Genomic DNA, 15132 nt, shown 5'->3' on the forward strand with positions numbered 1-15132 from the left:
AACTTGCCCTTTGGGACTTGCGTAAGGTCGCAGAGCCCACGCTCAGTTAATCCCAACCCGAAGCGCCCGGCAACGAGTGAGATTTCTCCACGAGGCGCCCGCGAACTAAGGTTTGGGCTTTTTGATCCTGAAGAGCTGGAACTCGCGGCCGTTATGAACCATGCGCAGGAGATCCGGATCGGGATTGGCCGATTCATCCGGATCGGTCCCCAGCACGATCAGATAGTCGTAGGTCTCCTGCCAATTGTCCCAATAGGCCGGGCCGGAGGCGGCGGGGCCGTCCGATGAGGCGAGGATGCGGCTGATGCTAGGCGTATCGCCGTCCTCGTTGTCCACATGCTCCCGCGCGCCTTCGCGCGCCTGCAGGATCTGCTTGCCGGGCACGACGAAGAGCCGGGAAACCAGCGCCGAGCGCTCGATCACCGCAAGATTGGGCGCATGGGCCAGGGCCGCCTCGATCGCAACCGCCGCGTCGGTTTCATCGGCAGCCGCGACGAGAAGCCGGGACCCCGGCGGCATGGTGCGGATCGAATTGCGCAATTCGAGAAGCGGCTGTGAAATGGCCGACCAGTTGACCGACACGTCGACCACACGAAACGCTACCGATACCAGACAGATGGCGAAGAAGGCGTGGTTGGTTTCGAGCTTGCGCAAGTCGACCGACACGAAGCCGAGCGTCATGAAGAAGATCCCGACCACGAGCCGCTGATCCGCCATCCACGAACCGAAAGCCACCCGCGGCATGGCCAGGAAGGCGAGCGAAAGCACCACCGCAACCACGATCCCCGCCGGGTGGATGCGGATGAGCTTCCGGTGAATGCCGAACCACAGGGCCGTGGCGATCATCAGCAGGAGCGGAATGTCGGTCAGATCCGAGTAGACCGACACCATCATCGTCAGCCCTTCCAGCTTGCCTTGCGCCTGCCAGCTGATGTCATGCGACAGGCGCCAGGTGGGGCTCGTGACCAGAAGGTACAGGAACGGCAGGAAGGGCATGCCGAGCGTCGCGGCGCTGACGGCAAGGACGGAGGATCGCCACCGCTTTTCGTTCCATAGGCGCCAGGCCTCGAAACTGGCGATGGAAAGCCCGTACAGCCCAAGTGCCGAGAGATGGCAGGTATAGAGGACCGCGCAAAAAGCCAGGCTCACGAAGGCCCGCAGAACGGGACTGCGTCGGGAAAGCCCGATCCAGGCGGAAAGGCCGAACACCGCAACGCCGACGCCGAACAGATAGTTCATCAGGCCGACGAACAGGAAGCCGTTATAGAGAAAGAGCCCGCCGATCAGAGGCCAGGCAGACCATCGGCCGTAGAGGGCCCGCTGCAGCGCCATTGGGCCGAGGAGCATCAGCAGCAGAGTCAGGCCGATGAAGATGCGCCCCGCCATGTACACGCCGAAGAACGGCACCAGCGGCGGGACCACGATATCCATGATGAGATTGGGAATGGCCGCCCAGTCGACTTGGTAGAAATGCCCGAGGGTCTCGTTCCCGGGCAGGCTCGACAGAGCGAACATCCGCGCAAGGTGATTTGGATAATCCTGAAGAGGTGGAACGAGCGTATAGATCAGGGGCAGGATAATCAGCGCTGCCACGAGGACAGCCTGTGCTGCCACCGTGTGGGGTCGCTCGAAGGCTCTTTCGACGGGAAGCTGCGCGGCGCTTCCAATAGTTCGCGTAGCCGTCACGTCGGGCCTCGATCGCTCTGGCGCCCGAAAGACGGCCAGTGGGTTTCTTCTGGACGGCCGCCACAAGAGCGGCGGACCATGGCTTCTTTCGGCGCTTTTACGGGAGTTTTCGTGAAACACAATCCAATGATCCGAAATGAGGGTGAACGCCTTGATGAGGCCGGCGCGTGCCGCTCTTTTGGATGACAGGCGTCCCGGTCGGCGCTAATGACGGCTGGCTATCATCGAACATCTTCCGCATCGGAAAGTCCCGCCATGACCCTCGACAAAGCCATCGCCGACGCTCTGCGTGCGACCTCGACCGCCACCCTCACCACGGTGCTCCTCAAGAAGGGCATTCGGCGCTGCTGGATGCAGGGGCCGGTGCCCATGTTCAATGCACCCGAGCGGCTTGTCGGCCGAGCCTTCACCATGCGGTTCGTGCCCGCCCGCGAGGATCTGGCGACGCCGGAATCGTGGTCCTCGCCCCGCTCCACCCGCGTTGCCATCGAGGACATGCCGGCTGATTGCATCGTCGTGGTCGATGCCATGGGCGTGACCGATGCGGGCATTTTCGGCGACATCCTCACGGCCCGCATGAAAAAGCGCGGCGTGACCGCCCTCATCACCGACGGCGTCGTGCGCGATGCGGCGGGCGTCGAGGGAACCGAACTGCCGGTCTGGTGTTCGGGCGTTGCCGCGCCGCCGTCAGTGGCTGGCCTCACCTTCGTCGGCTGGCAGGAGCCGGTCGGCTGCGGTGGCGTCGCGGTCTATCCCGACGACGTGATCGTCGCCGATGGTGACGGCGCCGTGGTGATCCCGGCCGCCATGGTGGAAGAGGTCGCCAAGGCCGCCGTCGAACAGGAACGCCTCGAACTCTGGATCATGCGCGAGGTCGAAAAGGGCGTCCCCCTCCCCGGCCTTTATCCGCCGAACGCCGAAACCAAGTTGCGTTATGAGGCGGAGACGGGCAAAGCCTGAGGCACGGCTTTGATCCCCGGGGTGGCAGCGAGCACATGTTCTATTACGCGTCCAAGATCCTGTGGTTCTTCGCCACCCCGTCCAATCTCCTGATCGTCCTCGTGCTGATTGGCGCACTGCTGGCCATGACCCGGCGCTTTCGCCGCTTCGGGTTGGCGAGCGTCCTGGTCGTCACGCTCGCCATCCTCGCCCTGGGGCTTCTGCCGATCTCCAGCTATCTGATGCTGCCGCTGGAGAATCGTTTTCCCGCATACCGCGACGATGGCCGTCAGATCGATGGAATCATCCTGCTCGGCGGAGCGATCGAGGCCTCCGATTCTGCGGCGCGCGGCAGTCTCGTGGCCAATGAATCGGCCGAGCGGGTGCTCGACACCATCGGGCTTGCCTATCGCCATCCCCAGGCGCGCCTGCTGATTTCCGGCGGCGGCGGAATGGTGTTCAGTGACGGCACCGCCGAGGCGCCGATCATCGCCGCCTACCTTCGGACGATCGGCATCGAATCGTCACGGATCATCGTCGAGGACCGTTCGCGGACCACCTACGAGAACGCCCTGCATTCGCGGTCCCTGGCAAATCCGCAGCCGGGCGAGCGCTGGCTCCTGGTCACATCCGCCTGGCACATGCCGCGCGCCGTCGGCGTGTTTCGCGCGGCCGGCTTTCCGATCGTGCCGTATCCGGTCGATTACCGGACGCGCGGCGCATTGGAGGATCAGCGCATGTTCATCTACGTCTCGGAAGGCCTGCGCCGTCTCGATGTGGCGACAAAGGAATGGGCCGGGCTGCTCGCCTATTATGCAGCCGGGCGCACCAGCGCCCTCCTGCCCGGGCCTCAGGATTCCGAACCGCTCGGCACCGTCAGCCGATAGACGCCCTTGAAATCCTCCGGATCGACGGGTCGGCCCTTGCGCAGGATCGTGAGGCGGCCTTCCTTCATGAGGCGGACGGCGGTGTGCCGAACCGGCTGCATCAGCGGCCCCCAGCCTTCGGGCTTGTCGCCGCCGAGCGCGCGGGCGATCTCGGTCGGGCCGACGGTGCGGCCGGCGCCGCGCTCCGTCACGAGCTCCAGCATCTTCGCCTCGATCTCTTCAGGCGTCGCGTTTCGTGCCATCGTTCCCCATCACCGCCGCGCGTGCGCCCGAGATGAACTGGCGGCGCCACATCACATAGAGCACTCCCGCGGTGGCGGCTATAAACAGATAGGGGCTGACGAACCATCCGAGATACGCGAGCGAGAAGAAGAACGCCCGTTGGCCGCGATTGAAATGCGTGCCCGCCACCGCATTCATTTCCGCTGCCTGACGGGCAACGCGAAAGGCCTCGTCGCGATTGTCGGAGCGCAAGACCGGCACGGCGCCGACGAGGATCGCCATGTAGTTGAACAGGCGATACGACCAGGCGAATTTGAAGAATGCGTAGACGAAGATCACCGCGAGCCCGATCGACTTCAGCTCCCACATGAGAGCCGTGGTTCCCTGACCGAACGGCAGTCCGGCGAAAACGGGCAGCACCGCCTCCGAGGATCGCAGCAGCGCGAGCACGCCGCCGATGGCAAGGAGCGAGGTCGAGGCAAAGAATGCGGTGCCGTTCATCAGGGCCGACAGGATGGTGGTGTCGACGATGCGGTTTTCCCGGTCGACCATCTGCTCCATCCAGCGGAAGCGAAAATCGTTCATCAGCCTGTTGAGGCTGGTGTCTCCGGCACGCGTCAGCTCCACGGCTGCATGATATCCGAGCCATGCGGCGATGAAGAAGATGGCCGCCGCCAGATCGATGAGCGTGAAGCCGAGCATCGGCGCCTCCGGTTGAACTTGCGCCCGATCATGACCAGTTTGTTGAAGGCCTTAAAGCGGAGAATGCGCAGATGCCACAGACGATTACGCGGGGTTACAAGGCGATGCTCGACGAAGCCAACGCCAGAATCGAAACTCTGCCGGTCGCCGACGCCATCGCTCTCCATGGCCGCGACGACCTGGTCTTCGTCGATCTCCGCGACCCGCGCGAGCGCGAACGGGAGGGTGTCGTTCCCGGCGCCTTCCATTGCCCGCGCGGCATGCTGGAATTCTGGATCGATCCCGAAAGCCCTTACCACAAGCCGGTTTTCAGCGAAGACAAGCGGTTCGTGTTCTTCTGCGCGGCGGGCTGGCGCTCCGCGCTGTCGGCCGCGACGGCGCAGGATATGGGTCTGCGGCCGGTGTCCCATGTGGAAGGCGGGTTCACGGCCTGGAAGCAGGCCGGCGGACCGGTCGAGAAGCCGGACCATTAGCCGCCGGATCTAACGAGTCGCCAGAACCTCGAACCCATCGGACACCGTCACATGGTCGGTGAGGTGCTCCACATGTTCGACGGTCGCTCCGCGGGGTCCTTGCGCGAACGCCTTCAGCATCGCCGCGACTGCGTCTTGAGGGCCGGAGATCACGGCCTCGACCGCACCATCGCGGCGATTGCGCACCCAGCCGTCCAGGCCGTGCAACTGCGCCTGATGCTGGACCCAGACGCGGAATCCAACGCCCTGCACGCGCCCGTGGATGACAACATGTTCGGTCCGCGTCATGTGGCAGAATGGTGGGTGGAGGCGTGGCGAGCGTAATCCTGATCGATCCTCTCGATCAGCTGTTCTGCGTGGTGCGGATCAACCCGACGCAGGATCTCGTCGAGCTTGGCTTCCATCCGGTCGTCGCCCTCTTTGGATTGCGGAGAACCCACGTAGAGGAGCAACGCCAGGCCGCCGACCTGCCAAAGCAGCTGGAGGAACTCCGACTGCCAGTTCTCGAGCGTATCCCGCATCATTTGCACGACATAGGCCGAGACCTCGATCGGCTGGGAATGCGCCTGCTGTTCGCTCACGTAGCTGAACCAACCGAACAGCCAATGGCCGGCCAAGGATATCAGGAAAAACCCAAGGGTGATCCAGGCATAGCCATATTGTCTCCAGATCGATTGCGTCGCCATAACCTTCCTCTGCCGGTTGCCACCGATACAACGCGGGCAAACCGTGAAGGTTCGGCGCTAGCCTGACCGGCGCAATGAACTCGCGGGCGCAGCCCAGAGCGGCCGCACGGCCGGTCTCGCCCCGATTGGGCCGGAAGCGCTTGGGTTCCAGGCATTGAGTTCGGCGAGGTAGTTGGGCGGCAGGCCGAGCGCCTCGGCGGCCTCGACCACGCCTTCCATGTAGCCCGGCTTCGGGATTCCCGCCTCCGCATCGCGGCCAACATAGACGATGGCGCGCCGGGCACCGCTCTCCGTCACGATCGGCTGGATTACCTTGGTGTAGAGGCCCGTCGACAGGCTCTCATAGCGGTCGAGGGCGGGCACGTCGGAAAAGGACAGATCCCACAACAGACCCCAGGTGGTGCTCATGGGATCGCGGGCGACCGACGCATAGCCTTCGGAGAAAATCAGGAACCGGTGCCGCATCAGGCGACCGATGCCGATGGCCTTGGAGGATGGGCAGCGCTCGGCCATGGCGGCGCGATCCATGTTCGAGCCATAGGCGAAATAGAGCGGCATGACTTTACGCGAATTCCATGATGACGGCATCCACCGCGAGGCTGTCGCCTTCGCGCGCATGTATCTTGGAGATGGTACCGTCGCGCTCGGCCCGCAATACATTCTCCATCTTCATCGCCTCGACCATGCACAGGGGTTCGCCGAGCTTGACCTCCTGCCCGGCCTTTACAAGGATCGATTTCACCAGACCGGGCATCGGGCAAAGCAGCTTCTTGCCGGAATCCGCCTCGAGTTTTTCGGGCATGAGAGCGGCGAGTTCGGCTTCCCGCTTGGTATAGACCCGCGCCTCTGCCACCGCGCCCGCATGCGCGAGCAGGAACCCGTTGAGCAGCGGTCGCACCTGCACGGCGATCATTTCGCCGTCGACCGTCCCGCTCCAGACCGGCTGGCCGGGACGCCAACCGGAGGCCACCGGATACGCCGTGCCATCGATCACCACGGTGACGTCGTCACCCTCGTCCTCGACCAGCATGGGATGCGGCTCGCGTGCCAGCATGACGACGCGCTCGCGCTCGAACTTCACGGCCGCAGCCGGCCGCATCTGGCCCGAGATCGCGCGCTTGCGCTCGTTGTGCAGATGGTCGACGGCGGTCGCCACCGCCATCATTCGCCGCGCAACCGCGCCCTGAGGCATGATGGTCTTGAACCCTTGCGGGAATTCCTCGGCGATGAAGCCGGTGGAAAGAGCGCCCTCCTTCCAGCGCGGATGATCCATCAACGCCGAGAGAAACGGGATGTTGTGGCGGATGCCCTCGATGGCGAAGGCATCGAGCGCCTCCGCCTGCGCGGCGATCGCCCGGGCGCGGGTCGGCGCATGCGTCACCAGCTTGGCGATCATCGGATCGTAATAGATCGAGATTTCGCCACCCTCATAGACGCCGGTGTCGTTGCGGAGGGTGACGCCATCGCGGGTGCCCTCCGGCGGCGGCCGATAGGTGACGAGGCGGCCCGTGGAGGGCAGGAAGTTGCGGACCGGATCCTCCGCATAGATCCGGCTCTCGACCGCCCAACCCTCAAGCTTCACGTCGGCCTGAGACAGGCGCAGCTTTTCGCCGGCGGCGACCCGGATCATCTCTTCGACCAGATCGATGCCGGTGATCATTTCGGTGACCGGATGCTCGACCTGCAGGCGGGTGTTCATTTCGAGGAAGAAGAACGACTTGTCCTGGCCGGCGACGAACTCAACCGTGCCGGCCGAATCGTAGCCGACGGCCTTTGCCAGCGCGACGGCCTGCTCGCCCATTTTAGTGCGCGTCGCCGCGTCGAGGAGCGGGCTCGGCGCCTCTTCGATGACCTTCTGGTTGCGGCGCTGGATCGAGCATTCGCGCTCGCCGAGATAGATGACGTTGCCGTGCTTGTCGCCCAGCACCTGGATTTCGATATGACGCGGGTCGGTGATGAATTTTTCGACGAAGACCCGGTCATCGCCGAACGAGGACGCGGCTTCCGATTTGGCGCGGGCAAAGCCCTCCGCCACCTCGTCGGCGGAATACGCGATGCGCATGCCCTTGCCGCCACCGCCCGCCGATGCCTTGATCATCACCGGATAGCCGATCTCATCGGCGATCGTCACCGCCTGGGCGGGGCTCTCGATCACTCCGAGATAACCCGGCACCGTGGAAACATTCGCCGCCGAAGCCGCCTTCTTGGACTCGATCTTGTCGCCCATCGCCGCGATGGCGTGCGGGTTGGGACCGATGAACACGATCCCGGCCTTGGCGAGCGCCTTCGCGAAGGCCTCCCGCTCGGACAGGAAGCCATAGCCCGGATGGACGGCTTGCGCGCCCGTCTGCTTGCAGGCCGCGATGATCTTGTCGATGACGAGGTAGGATTCGGCGGCGGGCGCCGGCCCGATATGGACCGCCTCGTCGGCCATCTCCACATGGAGCGCGTCACGATCCGCGTCCGAGAAGACCGCAACGGTCTTGATGCCCATGCGCCTTGCCGTCTTGATGACCCGGCAGGCGATCTCGCCACGGTTGGCAATCAGAATCTTGTCGAACATGGGCCCTCGGACGCAACGAACCGGACGATGGATGGTCCTCGTTACTTCAGATGGACGCGTTCGGAAAGCGGAACCGGCTCCGGCAGGCGGGAAACGGCCCGGTTTGACCCTCAGGCGGCCAGTTTCTGAAGACGAGCCTGCTGGCGGCACCGCATGATGAAATCGAGAACCGCGATATCCACGTGCTGCGCTTCGTCGAGGATCGCATAGGCGATGTTGATGGAGGTCTCGGTCGGCCCCGCAAGATCGAGGGCCGAGGTCAGCCAGAGCGCATCGTCGGCCGTGACCGTGCCGGAGGGCAGCGTGCGCCGCACGACGAAGTTGACGATCAGGCTCGAATAGACCGGCGCCCAGCTCTCATCCGCGTCCACCGAGCGGTCGAGTGCGAGGAGCGCCTCTGCCTCGTGCCGGTTGAACACGCCGCCTTCAAGGACGTGGCATTGAAGCAGCTTCACGTCCGAGGCGGAGATGAACTTCTTTTCCGTAACGTTTCCAACGAAATACTGCAGCTTTTGCCGTACCATCTTGTCGCCCTCTTCCGGTCCGCCATCGGCGTGCCGGGTCATCACTTGTGCGATCCGACTTTGCCACGGCGGCGGGCTGAAACGGTTAACGCCGCATGCTGAATCGCCGTTGAGGTTAAGCGAAGCTGACTGTGTTTGGTTGCGGGATTCTTTACGCGCGGCGGGCGCTTTGCATTTCTGCCGACAAAGCCTTGTCGGGCTTCACCTTCCGTCCGAGAGGCCCATCTGCAAGAACGGCCTCCTGCCGCGACGACCGCATGGGCGACGGCAGGCTCACGGTATCCGCCATCTTAAGATCGGAAGGGTCTTGTCGCATGACCTCGCTCTCGTTCACCCATCGCTACGAGCCCGCGTTAACCGGAGGGCTCCCGCCCCTCCTGCTTCTGCATGGTACCGGGGGCAGCGAGGAGGATCTGCTGCCGCTCGGGCGCGCGATCTCGCCCGGCTCCGCCCTGCTCTCGCCGCGCGGCAGGGTTCTCGAACACGGCATGCCGCGCTTCTTCCGGCGTCTTGCGGAAGGCGTGTTCGACGAGGAGGACGTGAAGCGGCGCGCCAATGAGCTGGCGGATTTCGTCGCCGAGGCGCGCGAGGCCTACGGGCTCGGAGAATTGACCGCCATCGGCTTCTCCAATGGGGCCAATATCGCGGCCGCGATGCTGTTGCTGCGGCCGGAAGCCATCCGCAGCGGCATCTTCCTGCGGGCGATGGTGCCGTTGAGCGAACCGCCGGCCGTCGATCTCACGGGCAAGCAGGTCCTGCTTCTTTCCGGCGCCGTCGACCCGATCGTCCCGCCGGAGAATTCCAGGCGACTGGCGGCTATCCTGCGCGAGGCAAACGCCGAAGTGTACGCCCAGGCCTTGCCGGCCAGTCACGGCCTGACGCCGCAGGATGTCAGCCTATCGCAGCAGTGGATGGCGAAGGACGCGCAGCCTAAACCGCTGTGATCACAACGGGATGTTGTCGTGCTTCTTCCACGGCCGCTCGACCTCCTTGGCGCGCAGCATGGCAAGCGCGCGGGCGATGCGGCGGCGCGTGGAATGCGGCATGATCACCTCGTCGATATAACCGCGCTCGGCCGCGACGAAGGGCGACATGAAGCGGTCCTCGTATTCCTTTGTCCGGGCTGCGATCTTGTCTGCATCGCCGATATCCTGCCGGAAGATGATCTCCACCGCGCCCTTCGCCCCCATCACGGCGATCTGCGCCGTCGGCCAGGCATAGTTCACGTCGCCGCCCACATGCTTTGACGCCATCACGTCATAGGCGCCGCCGAAGGCCTTGCGCGTGATGACGGTGACCAGCGGCACGGTCGCTTCCGAATAGGCAAACAGCAGCTTGGCGCCGTGCTTGATCAGGCCGCCATATTCCTGCGACGTGCCGGGCAAGAAACCGGGCACATCCTCGAAGGTGACAATCGGGATGTTGAAGGCATCGCAAAAGCGGATGAAGCGCGCCGCCTTGCGCGAGGCATCCGAGTCGAGCACGCCCGCCAGCACCATCGGCTGGTTCGCCACAATCCCGACAGAACGCCCCTCGATGCGGCAGAAGCCCGTGATGATGTTGCGCGCGAAGGCCTCCTGGATCTCGAAGAAGTCGCCCTCGTCGACGACCTTCAGGATCAATTCCTTCATGTCATAGGGCTTGTTCGGATGATCCGGGATCAGCGTATCGAGGCTATCGTCAGTGCGCCTCGGGTCATCGAAACTCGGGATCTCGGGCACGCCGTCGAGATTGTTCGAGGGCAGGAAGTCGATGAGCCGCCGCACCTGCAACAGCGCCTCGACATCGTTGTCGAAAGCGCCATCCGCCACGGACGATTTCGTGGTGTGGATCCGCGCGCCGCCCAACTCCTCCGAGGTCACCGTTTCGTTGGTGACGGTCTTCACCACCTCCGGGCCGGTGACGAACATGTAGGAGCGGTCGCGCACCATGAAGATGAAATCGGTCATCGCCGGCGAATAGACGTCGCCGCCGGCGCAAGGACCCATGATCACGGAGATCTGCGGAATGACGCCCGACGCGATGACGTTTCGCTTGAAGACTTCGCCATAACCTCCGAGCGCCGCGACGCCTTCCTGAATGCGGGCACCACCCGCATCGAACAGACCGACGATCGGCGCGCGCATCTTGAGGGCCATGTCCTGGACCTTCATGATCTTGTTCGCATGCGCCTCGGAGAGCGAGCCGCCGAACACCGTGAAGTCCTTGGCGAAGACGAAAACCGTGCGGCCATTGACCGTGCCCCAGCCGGTGACGACGCCGTCACCCGGGATCTTGCTCTTCTCCATGCCGAAATCCGTCGAGCGGTGCTCGACGAACATGTCAAATTCCTCGAACGAGCCATGATCGAGCAGGAGCTCGATGCGCTCGCGGGCGGTGAGCTTGCCGCGCGCGTGCTGCGCCGCGATCCGCTTTTCACCGCCGCCGAGCCGCGCCTGGGCGCGCCGGTCTTCGAGCCGTTCGAGCATGTCTTTCATGGGGATTCTCTGGGGGATTCTCTGGCCGTCGAAAAGGACGACCTTCGCTTAGCATAGCTGGAGGCTGTCGAGAAATCCCGAGCCGCCCGTTGGCCGGATCAGGCCAGCCGATACACCTGCGAGGCCGCGTCGAAATCGGCCTTGCGCCGGCGCCGCCGCTCCATCGCCTCGAGATCCTCGCCCCAGAGGCCTTCCTGAAACATCTCGTCCACATGCGCGGCGTTCCAGGCCTCGTCCGCATCGAGGACCCCGTCTGCGTGGGCAAGGGCCAGCAGGACCGATCCCGACAAGGTCGTCATCACATGCAAGGCGGCAAGCCCGAAGGGCGATTTCACCTGCTCGATGGCACGTCGGATCGCCGCGACCGTCTCCGCCGGCTGCTCCACATGCATGACGCCCTCGGCAAGCGCGAACCGCGCGCCGTGAGTATCCCGGGCCCAATCGAGCACAGGCCGCCACGCGGCCTCCTGCGCCTTGGCGAGGCGCTCCGGATCACCCGCGCGGTAGCAGAGCAGATCGGAGCCCGCATAGCGCGCCAGATCGTCGACCACTTCCGCCTGCCGCGGCTCGACGCCGTCGATGGTGGAATTGACGATCCGGGTGATCGGCATCGTCGAGGGGTCGATCTCGTCGCCCTGCGCCGCCCATTCGGCCGCCATCGCCTCGCCCAGCGCGCGGGTCGGAACAGCGAGCGGCTTGCGGGTCGGCGTCTTCGCCGGACGACCATCGAGGGTCAGCACATATTGCCCGTCGCGCGCTTCAACCGCGGCCTGCTTGTAGAAGCGCTTCGGCAAGGTCTGTCTCATGCCCGTCTGCGCGGAACGCATCGGCTGCGGCTCATCGTCGAGGTGGAACCAGTCTGTCTTATCTTTCATGCGCGGACAGATAGGGCATGAAAGGGCCAAGGGGATAGCGGTTTGCAGCCCCGCGTGCAGCAAAACACGTTCACGCCTCCGCCGGCGAAAGCCGCGACAGGAACGCGTCGAGGACCGGCGCCAGATCTTCGTAACTGTCGACGATGCAATCGGCTCCCGCTTCCGTCAGGGCCGCGACCGGTTGGAAACCCCACGACACACCGATGGGAAGCACGCCCGCCGCGCGCGCCATGGCCATGTCGTAGCTGGAATCGCCAATCATCACGGTATCGTCGGGCGACGCCCCAACCTCTTCCATCGCCTGCAGGATCATGGCCGGGTGGGGCTTGGAGGGAGCGCCATCGGCGGTCTGGATGGTCGCGAACCGCGTGTGCCATTGATGCCGGTCGAGAAGATGCGAAACACCGCGACGGGTCTTTCCCGTGGCGATGCCGAGAAGCACATCGTCGCGACGCTCCAGACCGGCAAGGCATTCCTCGGCGCCGGGAAAGAGCGGTTCTGCGAGCGCCGGATCGGTGCGAAGCACACCGAAAGCGTCCTTGTAGGCGGTAACCAGCCCTTCGATCGGCGCGTGCGGACCGGCGAGGACAATGAACGCCTCGGCCAGCGACAGCCCGACGATCGACAGGGACAACTCCCGGCTCGGCGGCTCAATGCCGAAGGCCGCGAAAGCCGCGTGCTGGGACGCCACGATGATGTTCTGGCTGTCGACCAGGGTTCCATCGACGTCGAAGATGACGAGTTTCATGCGGGCTGATCCGATCCAGACAGATTGCTTTCGATCCGGTCGCGGATCGCCGGCCATTCGCCGCGCAGGATGCTGTAGACCGCCGTATCGCGCACAGACCCGTCGGGCATGATCATGTGCTGGCGCAAGACACCATCGAGCTTTGCGCCCAGGCGCTCGATGGCGGCGCGCGATTGATCGTTGAGGCGATGGGTGCGCAACTCGACGGCGTTGCAGCCGAGCGTCTCGAACGCGTGGCGGAGCATCAGGAATTTGGCGTGGCTGTTCACGAACGTCCGTTGCCAGGAGCGGGCGATCCACGTCGTGCCGATCTCGACCCGGTGGTTTGCCGCATCGATATTCATGTAGCGCGTGGAGCCGACCACCCGGTTGCCGTCGCGTACCACCGTCGCGAACGGGAGCACGAGGCCCTTCTCCTGCAACGCAAGGGCATTCTCCACATACGCCGCAAAACCTTCCGGCCGCGGGATGGTGGTGGTTTTCTTCTCCCACAACGCGCCGTCGCTCGCCGCGGCCGCAAGGGCCGGGACGTCATCGAGGGAGAGCGGGCGCAGGGTGAGTCTATCGGTCGAAAGCGTGACCGGCTTGATCGTCAGCATCAGGGGCCTTTCGATGGGCTGGCCCCCTTCTAGAGCAGGATGCCGAAAAGTGTGAAGCGGTTTTCGGCCGCGACTTCAAGACGGCGACCTCAGGGGAATCGCTTCCGCCTGAGGTCCCCGCAAAGTCCGGTCGAGGGCGATAAGGCGCTCTCAGCCGAGGAAGTAGAGAATGCCCGGAATGGCGAGCGCAACGCCAGCCAGCGCCCAGGCGCCCACGACCGCATGCTGGTCCGTCTCGGCGACGGCATTACGAAGGCGTTGGGCAAAGGAGCCCGATTCCATCGTGCGTCCGCTGAGGCAGGAACAGAACGCGTAGTGAGCTTGGCCGTCGGTCAGTTCGAAGAAGTTCATGGCGTCGCCGAGCCGGTCGCTCTTGAGACCTTCGGCCCGAAGCACCGCGTCCTCGAACGCGACCGATAGAGGCGAGCCGTCCTGACGGACCAGTTCGCGCTCTGCCGGTGGTTTGTATTCGATTTCTCCCAGAGAATTCAGGCGCCGCGTCGGATCGCGCTCGAGCAGTGTGATCCAGCGGTTTAGACGCTCCTGCCGGGTCATCGACCGCGGCTGCACATCGGCGACGTTACGGAGCTGATCGAGAAGCTTATGTTCCATAGACCTCCTCCTTGCAGATGCCCCGGTCACGGCGCGCGACCGGGAGGATCTATTCTCTCGCATCCGGAGGGCGAAAGTACGACAGGAAGAGCTCAGGACGATTTCAGTCCTCCGGCGCCTCCACGATCGGGTCGTAGCGGCTTGTGTCGAATCCGAGCAGGTTGAAACTCTGCTGCATGTGGGGCGGAAGCGGCGCGGTGATGTCGAGGGGTTTTCCGGTGCGCGGATGCGCGATGACGATGCGGCGCGCCAGCAGATGCAGCTTGTTCTGGATGCCGCCGGGCAATTCCCAGTTTTCGATATCGAAATATTTCGGATCGCCGACGATCGGATGGCCGATATGCGCCGCATGGGCGCGAAGCTGGTGCGTGCGCCCGGTCACCGGCTTGAGCGACAGCCAGGAGAGCTTCGTGGCGGCGGTTTCCACGGTCGCATAATAGGTCAGGGCGTGGCTCGCGCCCTCCGCACCGTGCTTGGAGACGCGCATCCGTGAATCGCCCTCCTCGCCTTCCTTGGCGAGATAGGTCGAGATGCGGCCCTGCCGAACCCGCGGGACGCCCGCCACCAGCGCCCAATAGATCTTGCGCGTCGAACGCGAGCGGAAGGACTTCGCCATGGTGGAGGCGGCAAACCGCGTCTTGGCGATCACGAGACAGCCGGCCGTATCCTTGTCGAGCCGGTGCACGAGGCGCGGCTTCTGGCCCTCGTCGTCGCGAAGCGATTCGAGAATGCCGTCCACGTGGCGCGTGGTGCCCGATCCGCCCTGCACGGCGAGACCCATCGGCTTGTTGATGACGAGAACGTCCTTGTCCTCGTAGAGCGTGATCGATTTGAGGAAGTCGCGCTCGTCCTGATCCTTGCCCGGCAGGCGCGAAATCGGCCGCGGCTGATCGAGCTTCAGGGGCGGGATGCGGATTTTCTGCCCCGCGACCAGCCGCTCGTTGGGCTTGGCGCGACGGCCATCGATGCGCAGTTCGCCCTTGCGGACGATGCGCTGGATATGCGTGAAGGCGAGTTGCGGGAAGCGCGCCACCAGAAAGCGGTCGACGCGCATATCGGCCTCGTCGGGCTCGACCTGCAGGGTCTGGACGCCGGTCGCCAGGGTTTCGGTCACGGCCGCGCGGGCCTCGGCCCGCGTC

Annotated in this window: 18 protein-coding genes and 1 pseudogene; 4 read left to right on the forward strand and 15 right to left on the reverse strand. The window is 64.4% G+C overall.

Annotated features, from left to right (window positions below; genetic code table 11):
• Positions 1 to 105: 105 nt before the first annotated feature.
• Positions 106 to 1686, reverse strand: a complete 1581-nt coding sequence (locus tag FEZ63_RS18890) for a hypothetical protein (protein WP_150947374.1) — start codon at positions 1684 to 1686, stop codon at positions 106 to 108.
• Positions 1687 to 1941: 255 nt separating this feature from the next.
• On the opposite strand from FEZ63_RS18890, the gene FEZ63_RS18895 reads away from it, so the two are divergent.
• Positions 1942 to 2646, forward strand: coding sequence for a ribonuclease activity regulator RraA (locus FEZ63_RS18895; RefSeq protein WP_150947376.1), 705 nt, complete (start codon positions 1942 to 1944; stop codon positions 2644 to 2646).
• Between the two features lie 35 nt (positions 2647 to 2681).
• Positions 2682 to 3512, forward strand: coding sequence for a YdcF family protein (locus FEZ63_RS18900; protein ID WP_150947378.1), 831 nt, complete (start codon positions 2682 to 2684; stop codon positions 3510 to 3512).
• Here FEZ63_RS18900 and FEZ63_RS18905 read toward each other — a convergent pair.
• A complete protein-coding gene (locus FEZ63_RS18905) occupies positions 3476 to 3754 on the reverse strand; it encodes a DUF3253 domain-containing protein (protein ID WP_150947379.1) in 279 nt (92 codons plus the stop codon). The two genes, FEZ63_RS18900 and FEZ63_RS18905, sit on opposite strands and share 37 nt — an antisense overlap.
• Positions 3732 to 4436 carry a DUF599 domain-containing protein gene (locus FEZ63_RS18910; protein WP_150947381.1) on the reverse strand — a complete coding sequence of 235 codons (705 nt, stop codon included), beginning with the start codon at positions 4434 to 4436 and terminating at the stop codon, positions 3732 to 3734. Before FEZ63_RS18910 ends, FEZ63_RS18905 begins: the two co-directional genes overlap by 23 nt.
• A gap of 71 nt (positions 4437 to 4507) precedes the next feature.
• Here FEZ63_RS18910 and FEZ63_RS18915 point away from each other — a divergent pair, with 71 nt between their 5' ends.
• Positions 4508 to 4909, forward strand: coding sequence for a rhodanese-like domain-containing protein (locus FEZ63_RS18915; RefSeq protein ID WP_150947383.1), 402 nt, complete (start codon positions 4508 to 4510; stop codon positions 4907 to 4909).
• 9 nt (positions 4910 to 4918) lie between these two features.
• On the opposite strand, the gene FEZ63_RS18920 is transcribed toward FEZ63_RS18915, so the two are convergent.
• The 6 genes and pseudogenes from FEZ63_RS18920 to FEZ63_RS24875 form a co-directional block, all read right to left on the reverse strand.
• Complete coding sequence (locus tag FEZ63_RS18920; RefSeq protein WP_150947385.1) at positions 4919 to 5197, reverse strand: acylphosphatase; 279 nt, start codon at positions 5195 to 5197, stop codon at positions 4919 to 4921.
• Positions 5194 to 5595 (reverse strand): DUF6766 family protein, encoded by a 402-nt coding sequence (locus FEZ63_RS18925; protein ID WP_150947387.1) that lies wholly within the window; start codon positions 5593 to 5595, stop codon positions 5194 to 5196. Before FEZ63_RS18925 ends, FEZ63_RS18920 begins: the two co-directional genes overlap by 4 nt.
• A 147-nt stretch (positions 5596 to 5742) precedes the next feature.
• Positions 5743 to 6153 (reverse strand): annotated as a pseudogene (locus FEZ63_RS18930) (gamma-glutamylcyclotransferase family protein); the annotation flags it as partial.
• A 4-nt stretch (positions 6154 to 6157) separates the two neighbouring features.
• On the reverse strand, positions 6158 to 8158 hold the full coding sequence (locus tag FEZ63_RS18935; protein WP_150947391.1) for an acetyl-CoA carboxylase biotin carboxylase subunit: 2001 nt from the start codon (positions 8156 to 8158) through the stop codon (positions 6158 to 6160).
• Between the two features lie 110 nt (positions 8159 to 8268).
• Complete coding sequence (locus FEZ63_RS18940; protein ID WP_150947393.1) at positions 8269 to 8724, reverse strand: hypothetical protein; 456 nt, start codon at positions 8722 to 8724, stop codon at positions 8269 to 8271.
• A gap of 109 nt (positions 8725 to 8833) precedes the next feature.
• Positions 8834 to 8998: a hypothetical protein gene (locus tag FEZ63_RS24875; RefSeq protein ID WP_153245868.1), complete on the reverse strand. Its 165-nt coding sequence runs from the start codon at positions 8996 to 8998 to the stop codon at positions 8834 to 8836.
• Between FEZ63_RS24875 and FEZ63_RS18945 the strand changes: the two genes are divergently transcribed.
• Entirely contained in the window at positions 8997 to 9626 is a 630-nt protein-coding gene (locus FEZ63_RS18945) for an alpha/beta hydrolase (protein ID WP_150947395.1), read from the forward strand. The genes FEZ63_RS24875 and FEZ63_RS18945 overlap by 2 nt on opposite strands.
• On the opposite strand, the gene FEZ63_RS18950 is transcribed toward FEZ63_RS18945, so the two are convergent.
• The 6 genes from FEZ63_RS18950 to FEZ63_RS18975 all read right to left on the reverse strand — a co-directional run.
• Positions 9627 to 11159, reverse strand: coding sequence for an acyl-CoA carboxylase subunit beta (locus tag FEZ63_RS18950; RefSeq protein ID WP_150947397.1), 1533 nt, complete (start codon positions 11157 to 11159; stop codon positions 9627 to 9629).
• 98 nt (positions 11160 to 11257) lie between these two features.
• Positions 11258 to 12034, reverse strand: coding sequence for an ATP12 family chaperone protein (locus tag FEZ63_RS18955; protein WP_244622887.1), 777 nt, complete (start codon positions 12032 to 12034; stop codon positions 11258 to 11260).
• A gap of 70 nt (positions 12035 to 12104) precedes the next feature.
• Positions 12105 to 12782, reverse strand: coding sequence for an HAD-IA family hydrolase (locus FEZ63_RS18960; RefSeq protein ID WP_150947399.1), 678 nt, complete (start codon positions 12780 to 12782; stop codon positions 12105 to 12107).
• Complete coding sequence (locus FEZ63_RS18965) at positions 12779 to 13381, reverse strand: GNAT family N-acetyltransferase (protein WP_150947401.1); 603 nt, start codon at positions 13379 to 13381, stop codon at positions 12779 to 12781. The genes FEZ63_RS18960 and FEZ63_RS18965 overlap by 4 nt, the downstream gene beginning before the upstream one ends.
• A gap of 150 nt (positions 13382 to 13531) precedes the next feature.
• Complete coding sequence (locus FEZ63_RS18970; RefSeq protein ID WP_201274207.1) at positions 13532 to 13993, reverse strand: hypothetical protein; 462 nt, start codon at positions 13991 to 13993, stop codon at positions 13532 to 13534.
• Positions 13994 to 14096: 103 nt separating this feature from the next.
• Positions 14097 to 15132, reverse strand: a 1036-nt coding sequence (locus FEZ63_RS18975; protein ID WP_150947403.1) for an RluA family pseudouridine synthase, incomplete at its 5' end; no start/stop codon positions are given.

The organism is Microvirga brassicacearum (genome assembly GCF_008757455.1).
GTDB classification, from domain to species: Bacteria; Pseudomonadota; Alphaproteobacteria; order Rhizobiales; family Beijerinckiaceae; genus Microvirga; species Microvirga brassicacearum.